The organism is Ruegeria sp. AH3, assembly GCF_056536265.1.
Genome location: NZ_JBQFJL010000003.1, coordinates 182322 through 200354, shown reverse-complemented (window position 1 = coordinate 200354; position 18033 = coordinate 182322). Strand labels below are relative to the sequence as shown.

The following is an 18033-nucleotide window of genomic DNA, read 5'->3' as shown; positions in this document are numbered from 1 at the left end:
TCCTGTTAAAAATCACTGCCGGGAGATAGTGTGTTCTTTGTTTCCATAGCAAATCCCGAGCCTGTCGTCTCGTGACCGGGCTCTAGGTTTCAGCCGGCATGCCGGCTTCCACCCAGAACACCCCGGCATGATCTCCCTGTCCCAATAGCCCCTGAACCGTCTCTTGCGAGCCGGGGCAGGGGCTTTCGGGAAGTGAAGCGGACCTTCGTAACAAGACGTTGCAATTTCCGAGACCGGATGTGGGTACGCTCATAACGCTGCGTTTCTGACATTGATTTCATAAAAGAAAAGCTTGGAAGTTTGCCAACAGGTTTGCATGCCACTGAGGAACCCGAACATACAGGCTCTCAGGCTTATATGCGGTGCCCAATTACAGTTTACTCCCAATCACCAGCAGACGAGCGCCACGTCTTTGCTTCCGCATCCCAAACACTGGCTGTTGCGCAAGGCGTCGGGTTTATTCCGTCACAATTAGTTCCGTGGACATCTGCAAGGACAATGCGTTGACGCCCGAATTCGACGACCGTCCAGCCTCGATTGAGCAAGGAGTGAACTTCCTCTTCAATCAAGAAGTGCGACATGCATCCACCAGTTCCGCAATAAAGAGATGCAGCACTCGAACACGCGAATCCAGATTCATTCAGAACCCAGTCGGGTTGTAGATCTCCGTCGAGATCGACCCTCTCAACCGCACCCCAATCTAAGTCAAACTGACCGTCGTTGAACTCTGCGCAGGCTTGTTCTGCCAGATCAACCTTAGCCCGCAAACCAGTTGGAAGTTGCGAAACATCAGCCGCGACAGCTGGTGAGGTCCATACTGGGCTCGAAACCAGCACAATCCCGGAAACCAACCCTTTCAACAGGCCCACTAATTGGGAAGCCGGTTGGAGGGTGGCATCAATTGCACTGATCATACCTGTAGTCCCCGTATTCCAGCCAGTTTGACGAGTCTTCGCTAAAAATCAGAAACTCGGACCTGTCTTCCCCAAGCAGGGCGACGACAAATCCGGCCGGCGGCTCATAGTTTCCGAAGTAACTGTAGGCCGTCATGGCTCTGATCGACTCGCCGTTGACCGTTACTCGCGCGTCCCATTCTCCCTCCGGGTTATCCAAAATTACGGGTTCGATGACTCGCTCTACCGCTCCGCCACCACAATAGACGATACCTTCTGGGGGTTCGTAGGAGGCCCCTTGGCTAGCACCTGAATCGCAGGCGGAACGAAGGGACCGAATTGCCGCGCTGGAACCCTTCAAGTCAAAGATTCCGTAGCTGACATCTTGGTCAATCATCGACAGATTAACCGATGCATTGGCCGCAAGCTGGTCCAGTACAAAACCATAATCCTCCTGACTATTGAAATTGACCTCGACAGGATAATTGTCGACGATCTGCACAGCTGCGTTTTCTGCGCCAACCTGAAATGCGCCAACTTCGGTGGTGCCGTTCTTCAAAAATCGAATGGAGAGCCCCTGCTTTTCCACGATGTCCTGGCTATCCTCATATCCAGCCGGAGCAAACCGGATACGATTACACTGAAGTTCCAGCGTCATGTTTCCGGTTTGAATAAAAGCGTTAGGATTAGGCCCGGAACTGAACGACCATTCTGCTGATGCTGTGGTCGCCATAGCCATCAGTAGCGTTCCAATGGGAATCAGCTTGAAACTCATTGTCTCTCTCCCTGGTATTAAGAATCGAACTGTCATTCAGCAGAGATTCTGACCCGCTGCCTGCGCAACCAGGTCAGGAAACAGGTGCGCCGTATTCGTTTGCGCCTTCTTGAGAAGGTCGCGTCAGCCACCAGATCATCAGGATGGACAGAACCAATTGAAGAATTGAGACAACAACAATACCGGTCACGCCCAAAACTGCCGCGGGTCCTCGCAATGCATCGGGGTTTTCGGCCCCTTGCTCCAATGCCGAGAAGAACGCCACGCCACCCAGCATAACAAAAAGCGTTGTAATGCTGAGCGCCATCGGCAGCAGCAAGTACCAGCCAGGTCGCCCTGTATCATGCAACCTCCGCCAACCGGCGGCCAGCATAGGGATGATAACGGCCAGTTGGAAAACAGAGGACAGAACTCGAGATCCTTGCCCTGTTTCTGGGTTGGTCCCGAATATGATCGCATCCACCACAGCTAAAGCAGCACTCACGAGAACCACAAACAAGAAGAACCACCAGTATTCTGAGCGCATAGCCCGACCGGAGAACTGGAAGTATTTCGAGAAACACGTCTTAACGGATTCAACAAAACCCATTTTCAATCCTTTCTTGGTTTCTGCGCGACCTCAGAACGCCTCGCCGACCCAAAAGAACACATTCGCCCTCATGGGTGCTCCCACCTACCTTTTTGTTTGAGGGCAGACGCCTATCGTACGAGAGCGTAATGAAGTTTACGCGCGGAAAAAATGTTGATTTATTAAAAATTAGATTCAAACATGTGAATTTGACACAACTTTCATTTTACCTCCGTTGTGATCGCTGTCGCCCGACTTGTCGGGCCCTACCGGCCGCTGGAGTGAGTGCTGGCGGTCGGAAGGCACTTTACAATGATTGAGCGTTGGGAGGACGCGATGCTTATACTTAGTGTACTCGGCCTACCTCCAGAATTCGCTCGAGCTTCTGCCATTGTCGTCATTCAGCCTTCACACGTTGTCGGCGGTCTCGGTTGTCAAAGTAATATAGCTCCGCCCGCCACCCCCCGCGACAAGTTGTTGGGAAGGGAAGTTACAGGGCCGAAGTATGTTTCATAGCCTGCTCTGACGCGAGAACTTCAAACAAGCCATCCAATTTCACCAATTTCAACGGAACCAGAGGGAGAAGAAAATGTCTAAAAAGATGGTGATGATTGCGGGCGCAACTTGTTTCGCACTGCTTGCGGCCTGCGACGATACGAGTACATCCAGTGCGTCCGCCGAACTCACACCCGCTCAGCAGGCGTGTTTGCGAGATGTAGCCAGCACAACGAACAATTCGCAAGTCGTGGTGCTCTCATCCGCGTTTAGCGAGGCGGGGACACAGGTCACTGTAGGCGTTGGCGAGGATAGTGCTCCTTGGAATTGCATTGCTTACAGTGATGGCACGACAGCTGGTATCGAGTTCCTGGGCGACGAAGGCGCATTGTGACCAGTCTGCTGCGTAGCCGAAAACGGCTGCGTAGCACTGGCTTGATTTGCTGAGGCTCGACTTGGTTTGTAGAACCACTATCATTGTATTCGCGATCCTTTACCTGTTGGCGTTGATTGCATTCTTGACGGGCACATTTGGCTGGTTGGGACAGGAAAGAGACCCTTTGTCCGGGGTGTTCCTTCTGCCGTTGGGACTACCTTGGATACTTGTAGCGGACTCGATCTCAGAGTCGGCCAAACCGTGGTTCGCGGCGCTCGCACCGGTGCTCAACCTGTTAGCGCTGGTCTTGATTTGCAGATGGGCACATGGTTTGCGCCGGTAGTGAAAGCCGCGCTTATTCTCACCAAAAGGGAGGAAAACATGGGAAAAGTGATCTTGGGTATTGTGATCGGGCTCGTCCTCGGCGTGGTTGGGGCGATGACCTTAGGTGGCGGGGCCGCAGTGGGTGTCGGCGTTGCGACAGGCTTGTCCGCCGGTGTCTGCACCACATTGAAAGGAGCACAAGCAGAGAACCTGATCACCCCCGAGCAAGCGGATCAGATCCTCAATCGCGTAAATTCCGAGATGGCATCACTGCAAGGAATTGAAACGACAGACGAGGTCGTCGGCAGCGCACAGGCATGCGATGAGTTTCTATCAAAGTTGAGGGATGCAAAGTGAGGTTCCGCTTAGTACGGAACAAAACTGTAAGGACAAGCCAACAGGGAACCATCTGATGAAACTCGTTTTACTCAAACTCCTCACTCCCATGTTCGCAATCGCGGGCACTGCTGCTTTTGCAATGTCAGAAGCCGATGACGCGTGTATCGACCAATTACGGCAGGTTGGAGGACCAGACGGTCAATCAGGTACGATAGAAAGCTCAGAGTTCTCGGAAGCAGGTACGCTCGTCATGCTACGAGATGCAGGTGGAACACTTTGGCGCTGCATCGCGTACAAGGATGGAAGCATTGGAGAGATGTCGGTTGTCGAGGCGATGGATGATGGCGGTGGAGCCATTGCAGGCGTCGCCGGTTCTACCGGTAGCCAGCGTGTCAAATTCGATGTCGGTTCCACTGGCGCCGAACTTGTCGGCCAACTCGCGCCCGGAGCGTCGCAGCAATACCTTCTCGGTGCAAAGAACGAACAGTTCCTTTACGTCCGCGTTGCTCCGCGAAATGGCTCCTTGGACTACGTCATTCGTAACCCCGATGGTTCTGAACTGTTGGGATTGATGTCGGCGGACAAGGAGTATCGAGGACAGCTTTGGCAATCCGGTGATCATGTTGTGGAAGTTATCAATCGCAGCAACTCTTCCGTCGACTACAACGTAATTTTCGGAATTGAATAGGTGATCAATCAGAAACCCTGGAACGCAAGTCCAAAAAAGCGAGGGAAACACAGATGAATCCCAAGGTCCTATTGGTGATCGGCACGACGTGTATTACTGCGCTTGCAGCATGCGACGAGAGTGGCGGATCAGTGGATGCAAGTGCACCAACTGTGGGCAGCTCTAGCGATCTTTCGTCATTTGAAGGGGCAAGAGCGGGACAGGCTGAAATGGGCATCCAGAGTCTCGGATTTGAACTCATCCGAAGCGAAGGGCTCACCTCGTACTGGTTTAACACGGATACTGGTGCATGTGCTCGGATCACGACATCTGAGGGAAGGTACTCAGATGTAGCTATGCTGCCATCAGGTGACTGCTGACACATTTTTCATAAATCAAACATCTGCAAAAGGGAGCTTAAGTTTGCATTTTGATCTGGCACATGCGGCGGTCATCGTTGTCGCTCTGATTGTCACAAACCTGGCATTGAAGTCGTCCGGCGTGATCAACGAAGAAAGCAAACACCAATGGAACTGGAAAGTTTTTCTGGCCTACTTCGTGGTCGTCTTTATCATCAATCTGGTGTGGCCGATTTAAAGCTTCAGGTCGGAAAGTCTATCCCGCACTTGATACGGCTGTTGAGAATGAGCCGCTCCAATAGATTACCAAGTAGGAAGAGTTTGAGCATAACAGGCTGAAAAATAGAAAGGAGCTGGCATGCGGTTTTTGACGTCCCTCATATTCATTGGTGCTCTGGCAACCGCGGCGAATTCTGACGTAACCAGTCGAAACGGTGGCCCAAGCAACAGTCAAATGCTTTCAAAGGGTGGCGACGGAGGTGTTGATGGCGTCGCTTTCTTTCGCCCAGTCTTAAGCGGAGTATTGTATCGCTCTGGTTTCAAAGGCGGCGACAAGGATCGAACGGGTCTGAGTAAAGTTCAACGCGAGACCCTTTGCGATGAAGGGTTTTCAACCGGGTTTTACGCAGACTTCGGCAAGAACACCGAATACGGCCGCACAAGTTGCGGAAACGGATCTTTCGACTATCAAAGCGCCAGATCCTCCCGACCCAGTGCTGTCATGGCGTCCATACACGAGGTGATTCAAAACCCTGGAAAGGGCCCTGTTCTGGTGCACTGCATGTGGGGCGTTCATTCCTCAGGTGCATTGTCGGCGATGGCGCTCGTTCAGTTTTGCGGTTGGACAGAAGAAAGGGCCAAGGAATATTGGAATGAGGCCCGAAACGGGGCCCCATGTTCAGGCGGGTGTGACCAGTGGATTGACTCAAAGTTCTCCAACTTCAGTGTCGACCCCAATTTGAAGATCTCTACCGAACAACAGGCAGCGATTTGCCCCAAATGATATTGGGAGAACTATCCAAATGAAGTTCATTCTTCTGGGGTCACTTGCTTTCATTGCACCCACCGTCTTGTGGGCGAACGACGATGTCCTCGGTGAAGCCACGACATTTGATAGTCCCAACGGCGTTACTGAACGCTGTATTCGGATCGAAAAAGTTTCAACGGGCGAGTATAAGAAAAGCGATCTTGAGGAAGAAACGGCCTATTGCGAGATCGATTTCTATGCCTCCGAAATTGCTATTTGCCCAAAAACCTGGAGTACCAGCCCAGGAATGGCCGTGTACGATATTTCGGAAGGACCCTACACAGGGAACCGTACTGAGTTCGAGAGAAACGCTTGCAAAGAGGGGAAGGCGGCGAAAGATCTGGCCAAGGACAGGGTGGCCAAATTCAAATCCACCATGAACCAAAAGGGCACCAGTGGAACCTTTTCCACCTCGTCGCTGCTTTACTATCATTTCTCCAGATATTTCGACACGACTGTAAAAGTTCCAGTCGCCGTTTGGCGTAGCATGGACGCCCAGGCGCACTTTTCCGAGGTCGCAGAGCCCGGCCTTGCGATTTCTGGCGGCTCTCATGGTGGGCGCATGAACCACGAAGGCTGGCGGGTCTTCGCGGCTGCGGATGCCGACCCGAACTCGTACCAGCCAACCGACGATCTGTTCACCGCAGATCGAACGCAAATATACGGTGCGCTGCTTGATAGCCCTGGGCATCGATACGGCTCGGAAATCAACGGCACCCGTAAATCTGGTTGGGGGAAAGGTCAGAACCGCGATTTTCAGGAAACTCCTGCTTTCTTGGCTTTGCGTTCTTCAAAACCCTTGCCAGAGGCCATTGTAGAGGGCGTTGGAGAAGGTCGAAGAGACCGGATGATCAACAAGGATCTCGGTCCCGATGTCAGCGACCAACAGATGGCATTTTGGATGCAAGAACTTACCGAGATTGTACTCCTCGATTTCATCTTTAGCCAGCAGGACCGCGTAGGAAACATAGACTTCACACCCTATTGGTATTGGGTCGAAGACGGAAAGCTGAAGCATAAGAAAGCCAAGCACCATGAGCCAAACGATGGAGACGTTCCCGACGACGCATTATTGATCCGTCGCAGCAATCTAAACGACAACGATGCTGGTGGGCGTGTCGAATACGCCAACTTCGCGAAATCTACTCAAATGCTGGAGAAAATTCGCCACTTCTCTCCAAGCACGTATCGGCGCTTGGTTGCATTGAATAGTGACCTTCAATCCCAAGGCCCAGTCTATGACTGGCTATCGCAAAGCTTTGGTTTGTCAGACAGTCAGATTGCACAAGTTGTCAAAAATACTGCGCTGGCAACGTCCATTCTCCAGAGCAATTGCTCAAATGGCGATTTGATGTTCGACTTGGATCCTGTCGCATTCTTTTTGAGAAACGGCACCGAGGTAGAGGCTGTGGACTGTTATGTACCGTAGGTGTTCTGCTCTTATTGCGGTGTGTATTTGGACCGCTCTGCTCGCCTGCAAAGCGGCGGCATTGGATGTCATCGTCATATCGGATCTGAATGGAAGCTATGGTTCGGTAAGATACGATGCCCGCGTCGACAAGGCGATTGAGCGCATAATCGAGTTTGATCCAGATCTGGTTATTTCGACCGGAGATATGGTTGCGGGACAGCGCATTCCCAACTTGTCCGACAAACAGGTCAGGGATATGTGGAATGCGTTTCACGAGGTCGTATCAGATCCATTAGAGGCTGCCGGCATTCCATTTGCGGTCACACCTGGAAACCATGATGCCTCCGCCTACCGAGGGTTCGAGCGTGAAAGGAAAATATACGCAGAGGAATGGACGCCGAGAAAACCAGGCGTCGACTTCCTGGTTTCAGATGACTACCCGTTCTTCTACGCATTTGAGATGCAGGGCATTACGTTTGCGTCTTTGGATGCAACGACCCTAGGACCCCTATCCGGTGACCAGCAGGACCGGTTACAGGAATTGGGTGCAGACGGAGACCCGATTGTCACTTTCAGTCACCTCCCACTTTGGCCGTTCGCGATCCAGCGCGAACGCGAAATCATCGGTGACCCAACACTTGAAAAAATCTATCTGGAAAGCGGTGTTGTTCTGCATCTTTCAGGCCACCATCATGCCTTCTACCCCGGTTGGAAAGACGGTGTGGCTTATGTCTCTCAAGCTTGTTTGGGAGGTGGTCCGCGGCGGCTTATTGGCGATAGCGCCAGATCACCTCACAGCTTCACTCATGTTACGTTCCAGCCGAACGGAGAGTTTGAGATAGCCGTATATCGAGGCCCTGACTTCGAAAGGTCGGTAAACTTCAAGTCGCTCCCGAAAGAGATCAGATCCCCGAATGCGGTGTTGAAACGCTTAGACCTTGTGAAATGACTAGAGGTTGAGTTTCAGTTCGACTTTTTCAGGGACCAGATCATTTATCATCTCTTCGATCCGGGCTTCCGTCAGTCCACCCGAGGTGATGAAAAGCAATGAAACCCGAGATTTTCCGGGGACGTGGTGTTTTCTGACCAGCTTCCAGCCAGCCTCTGTGGCCATGGCTTCAATGGCTCCGGTGACTTTCAATGAGTGCTCTTCGTCCGAAGCTTTGAGCGAAATTTCCACACCCTTGTTTCGCCCTCCGAGCCAAATGAAACACCAACAAACAACCGCCACTAGTGTGGCCATCAGCGGCAAGCCCAAACCGACCGCAAGACCAAGAACAGTCACGATTATCATTTCGACAGTGTCCACCGGATCATCGAGATTGGAGCGGAACCTGAGCAACGCTCCGATACCAAAGATAACGAAACCGATCATTGACCCGTGCTGAACCACCAGGAAACCAACCGCCATGCCGATAAGCGCATACAGGAAGAAAAGCCTTGGCATAACTATGTCGCGGACGCTTCTACGGGCTTTACGTCTCACCGGATGATATACGATCAAGCCAGCCAGAATGATCGTGACGATCACATCGAGAGTAAAGAAATACAGTTCCTGTTTGCCACGAAACTGCGTCCACCGGCGTTCGATAACGATTTCCGACCCCGAAGCCCCGGCCAGCATCGTCGCAGGGTCGACTTGTGACACCGCAGCACCTGGCAACAGCAGCATCAACAACACGGTCACAAATGTGAGGGTCGTATTCAACTTGTCTTCCTCCCTGCTCACGCCAAAGGCTTACGCTTAACCAAAGGCACATCGTGCCCTATTCAATTCAATCGCAACAGGCGGGATCAGGTAAAGAGATTACAGTGCATTCTTCGGACATCGTATCCGGACTGTGATACGAACGCTGATACAGGGATGTGGTCCAAGCGCGAGAGAATCCAATGACAGAAAACAGAGTGTTTTCGTCAAAAGCTGAAATTTCACGGTGTTTCTGCAAACTTAGACGACTCGCTTTTACGGCCAGCTCGGTTGCGGCAGCCTTCTTGCCTTGGACCAATTTTGCCTACGCCGAAAGTGCTGGTTTGGTTCTGGTCGATAAATTCAAGGTGGCAGACAAATCAGAGGGATTTTCAGAGCCTTCCGGTTTGGCAATGTCTAACGCTGAAGGCTTCTTGTGGTCTGTAAGTGATGCCGAACCTAAACTGCACCTACTCAGAGTCGACGGGGTATTAGGAAACTCTTTCAAGTTGCCAGCATTGGCAGGATCAGATTTGGAGGGTGTTGCACCTCGAAAGGATGGGTCTGTTTTGGTGCTTCAGGAAACTGACCGATCAATTCTAGTCGTTCACCCAACCGAACCCATTCAATTGACAACAATACCTCTCACATCTCTTAAAGGTTACTCGGCCGCCGCTGAATTACTCGTTGGCAACCCATTAAACAAGGGACCCGAAGGTATCGCTGTTGACCCGGAATCGGGGCGGGTCTTCATTGGCATTGAAGGACAACCAAGGTTGTTAATGGTCGTATCACCAGCGCTAGACGAAATTGTTGAGATCATTCCTTTAGCCCGCGATGCAGGTTTTATCTCCGAGCGTGTAGATGATGATGAACTGGATTTGAGCGGCCTAGCATGGTCCCCGTCCTCACGTTCTCTTTGGATTGTAAGTGACAAAGGCCGTCAAATCTTCGTCTACAATCCAGAGTCCAAGTCCGTAAAGTCTATCAGTTTGACGTTCACAGAAGATGGCAAACAAAAGGAAGTTAAACATCCCGAAGGAATCGCTCTCGATGAGACCAAAGGGCTTCTCTATGTCCTAACAGACGATGCCAAGAAATCGCGGCTTTATGTTTTTGAGCAACCGGAATTGTGAGGACTGTCCTACTAGTTCTCTACTCTAACTTGTTGAAAAGCCGGTTTGTGTAATTCAGCGCCGTCGTATGTGCGGCGTAATAAGTAAATCTGCGTTCTGTTCACTGTGTTTCTTAAAAACATCACCCATCAATACATTCGAGTAGCGTCAGGTTCACACATGCGAACCACATAATAACATTGGACTTCAACATGCTCAGTCACTTTAAGGTTGTCAAAAATGCGCGTATTCAGATCAGTTGTTTTTGCGATCATTTGCACTCTTGTGGCCACTGCATCAGTTCCAAGAAGTAGCATTGCCCAAACCTGGGACATCGCATCCCAGCACTCGGTCAGCGGCGTAACGGTGTATGATGCGGATGAGCTGTTAACTTTTGCCGGTCAGTTGGCCTTTGATCGATCAGGGCGCATTACAGCGGTGGAGGTCGCATCAACGATCACTCAGATCTACCGAGAAGACGGCTACTTCTTGGCTGAGGCGTGGCCTGGTCCCGATGGGCAGAGCATAGTTGTTGATGAAGGGCGCATTCAAACCATCGAAATTGAAGGCGTAGATACTCGCACGTTCAAAACACTAGAGAAGATTTTTCAGCCCCTCACCACCGCATATCCAATAACTCTCAAACGATTTGAGCGGGCGGTTATGCTAGCCGAGGACATACCCGACTTGGACGTGTCGACCGAACTTGATTACCCGGATCAGGCTGGTGCTCGGCTGAGGGTATTGGGAGAGCCTTTGCGAAAACAAGCCGGCAGTGCGACACTCGACAACCCTCCGCGTGAGCTTGGAGAAGCGCTCAGTTTCTATGTCGTACAAGAGTTTTATTCGACGCTGACCGTCGGGGATTTGCTGCGATTTGAGGGGTCAGGCAACTACAATTGGGACAAAGACGACGAACACTCATTGTGGGGCGCTGTTACCTATCGCACGCCGCTGAACAGCAATGGTCTGTACGGTGAGATTTTCTACGGGAACATAAACGCAAAACGTGACCTCTCGGGTGATTTTGCAAGAACAGATGTTGATGGCGAGAACTTCACCGTCGCGTTGGGTTACCCCGTGATCCGCGACGTGGCCCGCTATGGGTATCTTCTGTTAGATTATCGCCTTTCCGAAGCGGACTCAGTCAGTGGTGGCGTTCCATTGTCCAGTGACGCGAGTGTCGTTGGCCTTACGTATCTTTACGGGCAAAACTATCCAAAAGGACAAGCTCTGGAAGCGGGGCTAACCTTGTCTTTTGGCGACAATGACAATGACACGACAGACGCGAATTTTGACGACGGAGACTCTTCGTTCTGGCATCTGCGGGGCGGCATCGGGTACGAAAGCCCGCTAACGAGCTTGTCGCCCAACACAGCTTGGCGCACTGAGATTTGGGGGCAGTACACAACCGACCGGCTGCCCTCGGTCGAGGAGTACTTCCTTGGTGATCGTTATGCTTTGCGTGGATATCGGTTTGACGAAGTGGATGGTGATTCCGGGATTTCCGCGATTTTCGAAGTGTCTCACTCTTACTTTCCAAGTTCCCAAAGCATTCATCGCTTAACGCCTTTTGTCTTTTTCGACGTGGGCTACATCTCGAACAATGACCCAGCGAGTTTTGAAGTTGATAATGCTACACTGGCCTCGACAGGTCTGGGTTTGGACATTGAGTTTAAGCAAAACTTATTCCTGTCCGGATATGTCGGTGTCCCTTTGAGAGACGGTCCGTTGACTGACTCTGGCGATCCTGGCGCGTATCTTGCTCTAACAACAAGTTGGTGAGGATGTTATGAAACGGAACCGCATTGCTTTAATTGCCGCAGCTTGTTTGTTTGCAGAACTGGCCGCTACGCAGGTCGTCGCACAGGGACATCATTTCGGGTGGTGCCGTGGCGTAGGGAATCCGCACCAGTCGAGCCAAGGATGTGGGCAGGCCGGTGGGCAAGGGGTAGGCAATCAAATTACCGGTCCAACGCAGCCGGTGGCAAATCAGTTGCCACCAAGGGGAACGCCGCAAACGCCCACATCCGTTGCTGTGCCTGTCCTTGCGCCGGTCGCGGTCCCGAATGCAATTCCGGGTCGCGTTCCTATCGCAACGCCAATAGCAGTTCCGGGTCAAGTTCCAACGCCCGTCGTAGCGCCTACCTTAGCTCCGCCCTTAGTGCCAAATCCGACACCAAACCGGGTTCCGACAGCCGTTCCCAATCAGGTTCCGCCATTGGCTAATGTGCCGCCGCAAGTTCCGACTGCGACTCCTAATCAAGTGCCGATAGCTGTCCCTGGCCAGGTTCCGCCTCAACCCACCGGCCCAACAGCGGTGCCGCCACTTGTGCCCACCGCAACACCAAACCAAATACCAGTCGCAGTTCCTGGTCAGGTCCCACCTCAGCCCACTGGACAAACTGCTGTGCCACCGCTCGTCCCAACTGCAACACCAAACCAGATTCCGGTCGCAGTGCCCGGCCGTGTTCCGCAACCCAGCGGTACTACGGCGACACCACCGCTTGTCCCAACCGCAACCCCCAATCAGGTTCCCACGGCGGTTCCTGGCCAGGTTCCACAGTTGACACCAAAACCGACGGCAACTCACGTGGCAGTCCCAGGGCATCCGAAGCCACAAGGCGTCGTGACAATCATGCGCCCTAAGCCGAGGCCGACAACCGGTACTGTCCAGCAACCTGGCACAACACAAGTGACCCACCATCTAACGCACCAAAGCAATGCGAAGAAACACGATCACGTCGCAGCAACACCTGGACGACATGACCCGCACGACCTACCGAGATTCCGCAACGCGGCGGCCAAGGAAGACTGGGAATGCGTTGCCAGCGGATTTGGACAGCGCCGTTATGATGCTGGGCGAGGCGTGTTGCTGAACAACGGAGCGTTACGGCACCTGGGAAACGTGGACGCAATGGCACGGGATGTGCCTGCAAGGCATCCAAAACATTCTGGATGCATTATTTCGGTCAAACGAAAGCAGCGCTGAAGCTCGCATGGTAGGTTTTGCTCGGACAATGAGATTAGTCGACCAATAGTTCGTCAATTGTCATCTGGATAATTGGATTTCGTATTGCCCATATTCCCTGGCGTTTACGTTGGCTGACGTAGCCCAAAAATGCTCTGTACCTAAATTTGCCTCAATTAGGACAACAATCTAAAGTGCCGCACTTCCAAGAAGAGCCTCCGACCATCTGGGACGGTCAGGTCGGGCAAGCGAAACGTTGAACGGCAACTTTGCAAAGTCAGCTTTCTGCGCAGACCCGACATTGATCGTCTCCAACGCAAGTAAACCTCTCACACGCAAACCAGGTATCTTTTAAGCTAGCTTCCCCATCGCCAACTGCTTTGCCGTCATCGCTTTGGATTTTGCCTCAGCCCGTTGCGCATCAAACGCGGCTTTGACAGCCCGATCGCTCTCCGAAACCTTTCTCATCGGGGCAGGGGCCGGTTTTGCTTCAGCCAGAGACTTCGCTGTGTCTTTGGCCTGTTTTTCAGCGAGATCCCGGTGTGTTCCTTTGATTTGGGGAGCATCGCCACCAAGGAACTGCATGAAATACGGATCTTCGAAGTAACGGATCTTGTTTGCAATGACCGGCATCTTTCCTTCGCGGATCAGCACAACCTCATTCTCTGGCAATCGGCCAACGTGTTCCGGCCGGAGCAGGCGAATGCCTTCCTCGCGTTCCGATATGCTGCCCATTTCCATCTTGCCGAGTGCTCGAGACTTCGACTTGCTCATGACCGTTTTGTCCCCGATGGACCTGGACACAGGATGTGTCGCAAACTTTTAGAACGGCAAAGGCCAGTGATATGCTAGACGCAGTTATCCTGCGATCTCGGCAAACAGCCGAAAGCCCGACGTGATAGTGTTAGGGAATTGCTGCTTTCGGATCATGTTTGCGACTTCGATGCCGTCCAAAGTAGCTGATGCGGATTTGAACGATTTGGACCCACACATGTGCCGTACGCGACGTTTGATAAAGCGATGATCCTGTTCGATCATGTTGTTCAAATATTTGGACCTGATCGTCTGTACTTTGGTTAGGCAGCCGAACCGCTTCAGGATACTGTTCACTTCTCGAATGCCAGCTGCGTTTGCACCACTTTTGTCTATGACGATTTTGTTTGGGATCCCATTTGACGACAGTGCTTTGGAAAAGAACTTGGTGGCTGCTGGACGATTTCGTCGCTCAGACAGCATGAAATCAAGGGTATTCCCAGCTTTGTCCACGGCACGATAAAGGTACATCCATTTGCCGCGAACACGGAGATAGGTTTCGTCCATGCGCCAGGAAGTCAGCGTTGGTCGCTTCTTCGATTGCGCGCTCACGGCGATCATCGGTGAATACTTCACAACCCACCTATTGAGAGTGGCATGGTCCACCTGCACGCCTCGTTCGGCCATGATCTCTTCCAAATCACGATACGACACTGTGTAGCGCAAATAGAAATATACAGCGTACAGAACTGCATCCTTGGGAAATTGGCAGCCTTTAAGTGAGATCATGTTTAAACCTGTTCGAAATTTATTCGACGGGAACAGACTTCGAAACCTGGGTGCTCGTCAATCTCAGTACAAAGTTTGCGACACATCCAAAACTTGTCTTCAAACGGGAGCTGTTCATCTATCCAACCAATCATTTCGGCGAAATCTGGATCATTGGCAGCCCAATTGTCCAATTCACCTTTGCTGAGCCGCGTGACATTCCACGTTTTGCCGCCATCGTCTGAGCGCCAGACGCCTGCGCCATTCCAATCGCTGCCGCCGCCGGCCCAGATTGTCCCCGTTTCCGGATCGCTCGTAAAATGATTGATGGGCCAGCCGTCGCAGTACGGACCATCAACTATCCATGGACCTTCCGCACCATCGCGCCGAAGCAGAAAAGCGCCTTTTGTTGTGCCAATAAGAATTGTTGTTTCTGAGGACGACATTGCTTTCACTCCACGTTGCCTGAACAGGCTGCTTGCCGCCCGCTAGACCTCGACCAGTGATTGGAAACTCGCAAAAATCATGCGTTTGCCATCAAAGGGCATTGGATTGTTCTCCATAGACGCCTGCATCTCGGACATGACCTTTTCCATGTTTGCATCGTGGGTCTCCTTGTCGGGCCAGATGACGTGCGAATAGGCGACGGTTTCATCCGGTTCGCACTTCACAGCCATTGGGAATGACGTGACTTTGCCGTCCGGAACATCATCGCCCCAAGCGTCCACGGCGGCGAGTGCGCCATGCTTTTTGAACAAAGGCGTCACTTCTTTGGAATGTGCAATGAAGACATCCTTGTTCGCCGTGGGGACGGCATAGGCTGCAACAGTAATATAGGTCACACCAAACTCCTTGATTTATGATGCTGCAAATGCGGCTTCCAATTTGGAAATGTCGATCTTCTTCATCTTGTACATCGCTTGGCGCGCTCGCTCTGCAGCGGCCTGGTCTTTGGCAGCCTGCATATCAAGCAGTACTTGCGGGTAGATTTGCCAGGACAGGCCCCAACGATCTTTGAGCCAACCACACTGAGCTTCCTCACCCCCACCCGAGGTCAGCGCCGCCCAGAGACGGTCGATTTCACCCTGATCCTTTGCAAGCACACTGATCGAAGCCGCTTCGGTCAGCTTAAAGTGAGGACCACCATTCAGAATCTGAAACGGAGCACCTGCAAGTGTGAAGTCCACCAACAACGGCTCCTCCACGTCCGGCGTTAGAACGGTTTCCAACTGGCTATCAGGCAGCAATGACACGTAAAACGCCGCTGCATCCGCGCCGCCACTCTCAAACCAAAGGCAGGTGCGGACCTTTTGCATTATGCAACTCCTGTTTTCTAAGGGTATCCGTTCCAGTTGGAAGCGAGATACTACTGCCATTCCTGACCACCGTTGAACGCGATCTGAGGCCGCCCGATTCAAGCGCCTTGATCCCTTGTCAGGCATAATCGGTGAGCAATCTCATCGCGCACCAACTCAAGAATCTCTGTTCCACAAACAACACAATATTGACAGAAACGTTGATGTCAACGTAAACGGAAAATATGAGATCCGACTTGCCAATTGAAGTTACCCATGAGGTTCGGGATCGGTGCTTGTGTCTACACCTTCAGCGTGCCGCACGGGCAATTGCCAGGCGATTTGATGACGCTCTGAGACCGCTGGGTTTGACCCACGGCCAGTACTCACTTTTGATGGCGTTGAATCGCCCGGGGGCACCGAGACTTGGCGAATTGGCGAAGTTCCTGGCCATGGATCGCACAACCCTGACTGCAAATTTGAAACCATTAGAGCGTCGGGGGCTTCTGAATATGCAACCGGACAGCAGCGACAAACGCAGCAGGCGCGTCGGTTTGTCAGACGCGGGCCGTGACCTACTGGTTCAGGCCGTTCCTGTCTGGCGAAAAACCCATGACGACGTTGATGCACTACTCGGAAGAGACGACACGCAGCTTTTAAAGGCTGACTTATTGTCCCTGTCTTTTGGGGAAACCTAAATGGAACTTCTGGAATAGAAACCCCAAAGCCGGATTAATACCGCAGAATTTAAGTTCGCCAAGGTTCCGATTTTTTTTGTCGCGGCGAATGGCGACTTGGCTGGCTGCATCCGCGGTAACTGAGAGCCGGGTCGAGTGAGCGCTTTGGGCTACTAGTTCGGCGATCCACATCTAGAAGATTGGGAACCAAGTCGTGAAACCTTCGATTTCCAACGCAAGATGGGTTGTTTAGGCACACTTGAGTGGCAATCATTGGAAACAGAAAAATCTCAAATGTTGGAGCTGTATATGATCAGAACTGCATTCGTTTCTTCATTATTGTTAATTTCGTCCCTGTCGCCAATATCCGCAGACACGGCCATGGAGTGCGGTGTACAAGTCTCCAGCCAAGTTGAGATTGCCTCCTGCGTCGATGCGCAAGTCCGAATTCTCAATCAAGCGCTGGATGAGGCAATTGGTTTTGCACAAGACGCAGCCAGTGAGTTGGACCGTGTGAACGAACGCGATGTTGCTCTGCCCGCCTTGGAAGCGGCGCAAACGGCTTGGGTTGCTTATCGTGATACACAATGCAGCTATAGTGCTGCATTGTTCGGTGGTGGGTCCGGGGCTGGTATCGCTGAAGGCGCGTGCCATGTTGAGTTGACCCGGTCACGGATCGCTGAGCTAATGGACTCCCTTCCATGAGTCCGCGTCTTCTCCAATTCAGCGTTTCTGCGGCCATCGTCGCTGCAATCGGCGTAAGTATCGCGTTGGCCGAAGTACCTGTTCCTGAGTTTGCAGAAGATGACCCGGCGCGGATATGGATTGAGGGAGATGCAATCCACTATTCGGGTGCAATCTCACTTGCGTCACAGGACGTTTTCTTGGATTTCGTTGCGACGGAAGACACGTCAGCTGCTAGGCGTTTTGTGATCAACTCACTGGGCGGCGATACACACGTTGGTCGTGTCATCGGGCGCTGGATTTATGATCAAGGCCTGTCGGTTGTCGTTGATGCGATCTGCTTTTCTTCCTGCGCCAACTACGTTTTTCCGGCAGGGACATCTCGCAGCATTCGTGCCGACTCTTTCGTGGGTTGGCATGGCTCTGAAACGCAATACGAGGTTACCGCTTTGAGTATTCCCGGAAAGAGTGGCGAGGATCTCGAACGAGAGTCGCTTAGAGCGGCACTCCTCCCAGTCCTGCCAGAAGATGCCTCTGACGCGGACATTGAGCAGGCAGTCGATCAGCAAATCGAGTTGGCAAACGCCTCGCGACAAGACGAAGCGGAATTCTTCGCAACTCTCGGCATTGATGCCGAGTTCACTGTGCATGGCCTTCGTCCCGGCAATATTGAGGCTTGGCGTCAAAGTGGGCGAGCAGGTTGGACATATACCTTGGAGGACATGAAGCGTCTTGGTTTGGGTCCGATTCAGTACCTGGGTGAGGGAGACTATGCGACCAGTCGGCAAGTGATACGAAACGTGTTTGTTGCGCCGCTAGATCCAGAAGAAGCTCCTACGCAGTAGCGAT

Annotated in this window: 21 protein-coding genes; 12 read left to right on the top strand and 9 right to left on the bottom strand. The window is 52.3% G+C overall.

The genetic code is table 11. The features are described 5' to 3' along the window. Positions 1-377: 377 nt before the first annotated feature. The 3 genes from ACR3EM_RS22360 to ACR3EM_RS22350 form a co-directional block, all read right to left on the bottom strand. Positions 378-914: a hypothetical protein gene (locus tag ACR3EM_RS22360; protein WP_281996014.1), complete on the bottom strand. Its 537-nt coding sequence runs from the start codon at positions 912-914 to the stop codon at positions 378-380. Further along, positions 898-1668, bottom strand: a complete 771-nt coding sequence (locus ACR3EM_RS22355) for a hypothetical protein (RefSeq protein WP_480473280.1) — start codon at positions 1666-1668, stop codon at positions 898-900. Before ACR3EM_RS22355 ends, ACR3EM_RS22360 begins: the two co-directional genes overlap by 17 nt. Positions 1669-1741: 73 nt before the next feature. Next, positions 1742-2257 (bottom strand): DUF805 domain-containing protein, encoded by a 516-nt coding sequence (locus tag ACR3EM_RS22350; RefSeq protein WP_281996016.1) that lies wholly within the window; start codon positions 2255-2257, stop codon positions 1742-1744. 568 nt (positions 2258-2825) lie between these two features. Between ACR3EM_RS22350 and ACR3EM_RS22345 the strand changes: the two genes are divergently transcribed. From ACR3EM_RS22345 to ACR3EM_RS22315, 7 genes are all read left to right on the top strand, one after another. After that, positions 2826-3125, top strand: a complete 300-nt coding sequence (locus ACR3EM_RS22345) for a hypothetical protein (protein ID WP_480473278.1) — start codon at positions 2826-2828, stop codon at positions 3123-3125. Positions 3126-3326: 201 nt separating this feature from the next. Further along, positions 3327-3788 (top strand): hypothetical protein, encoded by a 462-nt coding sequence (locus ACR3EM_RS22340; protein WP_480473276.1) that lies wholly within the window; start codon positions 3327-3329, stop codon positions 3786-3788. Positions 3789-3843: 55 nt separating this feature from the next. Continuing rightward, positions 3844-4458, top strand: coding sequence for a hypothetical protein (locus ACR3EM_RS22335; protein WP_171728198.1), 615 nt, complete (start codon positions 3844-3846; stop codon positions 4456-4458). Between the two features lie 402 nt (positions 4459-4860). Further along, on the top strand, positions 4861-5034 hold the full coding sequence (locus ACR3EM_RS22330) for a hypothetical protein (protein WP_170493938.1): 174 nt from the start codon (positions 4861-4863) through the stop codon (positions 5032-5034). A 120-nt stretch (positions 5035-5154) separates the two neighbouring features. After that, positions 5155-5799 carry a protein-tyrosine phosphatase family protein gene (locus tag ACR3EM_RS22325; RefSeq protein ID WP_170493941.1) on the top strand — a complete coding sequence of 215 codons (645 nt, stop codon included), beginning with the start codon at positions 5155-5157 and terminating at the stop codon, positions 5797-5799. 19 nt (positions 5800-5818) lie between these two features. After that, the gene (locus tag ACR3EM_RS22320) at positions 5819-7252 is read left to right on the top strand and encodes a hypothetical protein (RefSeq protein WP_171728199.1); all 1434 of its coding nucleotides are present in this window, start codon (positions 5819-5821) and stop codon (positions 7250-7252) included. A 61-nt stretch (positions 7253-7313) separates the two neighbouring features. Further along, positions 7314-8183: a metallophosphoesterase family protein gene (locus ACR3EM_RS22315; protein ID WP_170790474.1), complete on the top strand. Its 870-nt coding sequence runs from the start codon at positions 7314-7316 to the stop codon at positions 8181-8183. Here the strand turns inward: ACR3EM_RS22315 and ACR3EM_RS22310 are convergent, their stop codons facing one another. Continuing rightward, positions 8184-8912 carry a DUF4956 domain-containing protein gene (locus ACR3EM_RS22310; protein ID WP_480473274.1) on the bottom strand — a complete coding sequence of 243 codons (729 nt, stop codon included), beginning with the start codon at positions 8910-8912 and terminating at the stop codon, positions 8184-8186. A 212-nt stretch (positions 8913-9124) separates the two neighbouring features. Between ACR3EM_RS22310 and ACR3EM_RS22305 the strand changes: the two genes are divergently transcribed. Both ACR3EM_RS22305 and ACR3EM_RS22300 read left to right on the top strand, forming a co-directional pair. Further along, a complete protein-coding gene (locus ACR3EM_RS22305; RefSeq protein WP_170790473.1) occupies positions 9125-10057 on the top strand; it encodes an SdiA-regulated domain-containing protein in 933 nt (310 codons plus the stop codon). 219 nt (positions 10058-10276) lie between these two features. Beyond that, positions 10277-11821: a ShlB/FhaC/HecB family hemolysin secretion/activation protein gene (locus ACR3EM_RS22300; RefSeq protein ID WP_480473272.1), complete on the top strand. Its 1545-nt coding sequence runs from the start codon at positions 10277-10279 to the stop codon at positions 11819-11821. Between the two features lie 1537 nt (positions 11822-13358). Here ACR3EM_RS22300 and ACR3EM_RS22295 read toward each other — a convergent pair. The 5 genes from ACR3EM_RS22295 to ACR3EM_RS22275 are packed head-to-tail and all read right to left on the bottom strand — an operon-like array spanning position 13359 to position 15844. Further along, positions 13359-13811, bottom strand: a complete 453-nt coding sequence (locus ACR3EM_RS22295) for a type IV secretory system conjugative DNA transfer family protein (RefSeq protein ID WP_480473270.1) — start codon at positions 13809-13811, stop codon at positions 13359-13361. Between the two features lie 54 nt (positions 13812-13865). After that, a complete protein-coding gene (locus tag ACR3EM_RS22290) occupies positions 13866-14549 on the bottom strand; it encodes an IS6 family transposase (protein WP_480473268.1) in 684 nt (227 codons plus the stop codon). Positions 14550-14551: 2 nt separating this feature from the next. Beyond that, the gene (locus ACR3EM_RS22285; RefSeq protein ID WP_480473266.1) at positions 14552-14974 is read right to left on the bottom strand and encodes a hypothetical protein; all 423 of its coding nucleotides are present in this window, start codon (positions 14972-14974) and stop codon (positions 14552-14554) included. A 42-nt stretch (positions 14975-15016) separates the two neighbouring features. After that, the gene (locus ACR3EM_RS22280; RefSeq protein ID WP_170720390.1) at positions 15017-15370 is read right to left on the bottom strand and encodes a DUF1428 domain-containing protein; all 354 of its coding nucleotides are present in this window, start codon (positions 15368-15370) and stop codon (positions 15017-15019) included. 15 nt (positions 15371-15385) lie between these two features. Next, on the bottom strand, positions 15386-15844 hold the full coding sequence (locus tag ACR3EM_RS22275) for a VOC family protein (RefSeq protein ID WP_170720387.1): 459 nt from the start codon (positions 15842-15844) through the stop codon (positions 15386-15388). Between the two features lie 224 nt (positions 15845-16068). Here ACR3EM_RS22275 and ACR3EM_RS22270 point away from each other — a divergent pair, with 224 nt between their 5' ends. From ACR3EM_RS22270 to ACR3EM_RS22260, 3 genes are all read left to right on the top strand, one after another. Beyond that, positions 16069-16521, top strand: coding sequence for a MarR family transcriptional regulator (locus ACR3EM_RS22270; RefSeq protein WP_170720383.1), 453 nt, complete (start codon positions 16069-16071; stop codon positions 16519-16521). A 252-nt stretch (positions 16522-16773) separates the two neighbouring features. Continuing rightward, positions 16774-17205, top strand: a complete 432-nt coding sequence (locus ACR3EM_RS22265) for a lysozyme inhibitor LprI family protein (RefSeq protein WP_480473264.1) — start codon at positions 16774-16776, stop codon at positions 17203-17205. Further along, entirely contained in the window at positions 17202-18029 is an 828-nt protein-coding gene (locus ACR3EM_RS22260; protein WP_170720380.1) for a Clp protease/crotonase-like domain-containing protein, read from the top strand. Before ACR3EM_RS22265 ends, ACR3EM_RS22260 begins: the two co-directional genes overlap by 4 nt. Positions 18030-18033 lie beyond the last annotated feature (4 nt).

Bases quoted from the DNA above. Each gene is read 5' to 3' on its own strand.
- ACR3EM_RS22360 (WP_281996014.1), bottom strand. From the start codon at position 914: ATGATCAGTGCAATTGATGCCACCCTCCAACCGGCTTCCCAATTAGTG.
- ACR3EM_RS22355 (WP_480473280.1), bottom strand. From the start codon at position 1,668: ATGAGTTTCAAGCTGATTCCCATTGGAACGCTACTGATGGCTATGGCG.
- ACR3EM_RS22350 (WP_281996016.1), bottom strand. From the start codon at position 2,257: ATGGGTTTTGTTGAATCCGTTAAGACGTGTTTCTCGAAATACTTCCAG.
- ACR3EM_RS22345 (WP_480473278.1), top strand. From the start codon at position 2,826: ATGTCTAAAAAGATGGTGATGATTGCGGGCGCAACTTGTTTCGCACTG.
- ACR3EM_RS22335 (WP_171728198.1), top strand. From the start codon at position 3,844: ATGAAACTCGTTTTACTCAAACTCCTCACTCCCATGTTCGCAATCGCG.
- ACR3EM_RS22325 (WP_170493941.1), top strand. From the start codon at position 5,155: ATGCGGTTTTTGACGTCCCTCATATTCATTGGTGCTCTGGCAACCGCG.
- ACR3EM_RS22320 (WP_171728199.1), top strand. From the start codon at position 5,819: ATGAAGTTCATTCTTCTGGGGTCACTTGCTTTCATTGCACCCACCGTC.
- ACR3EM_RS22305 (WP_170790473.1), top strand. From the start codon at position 9,125: ATGACAGAAAACAGAGTGTTTTCGTCAAAAGCTGAAATTTCACGGTGT.
- ACR3EM_RS22300 (WP_480473272.1), top strand. From the start codon at position 10,277: ATGCGCGTATTCAGATCAGTTGTTTTTGCGATCATTTGCACTCTTGTG.
- ACR3EM_RS22290 (WP_480473268.1), bottom strand. From the start codon at position 14,549: ATGATCTCACTTAAAGGCTGCCAATTTCCCAAGGATGCAGTTCTGTAC.
- ACR3EM_RS22285 (WP_480473266.1), bottom strand. From the start codon at position 14,974: ATGTCGTCCTCAGAAACAACAATTCTTATTGGCACAACAAAAGGCGCT.
- ACR3EM_RS22275 (WP_170720387.1), bottom strand. From the start codon at position 15,844: ATGCAAAAGGTCCGCACCTGCCTTTGGTTTGAGAGTGGCGGCGCGGAT.
- ACR3EM_RS22270 (WP_170720383.1), top strand. From the start codon at position 16,069: ATGAGATCCGACTTGCCAATTGAAGTTACCCATGAGGTTCGGGATCGG.
- ACR3EM_RS22260 (WP_170720380.1), top strand. From the start codon at position 17,202: ATGAGTCCGCGTCTTCTCCAATTCAGCGTTTCTGCGGCCATCGTCGCT.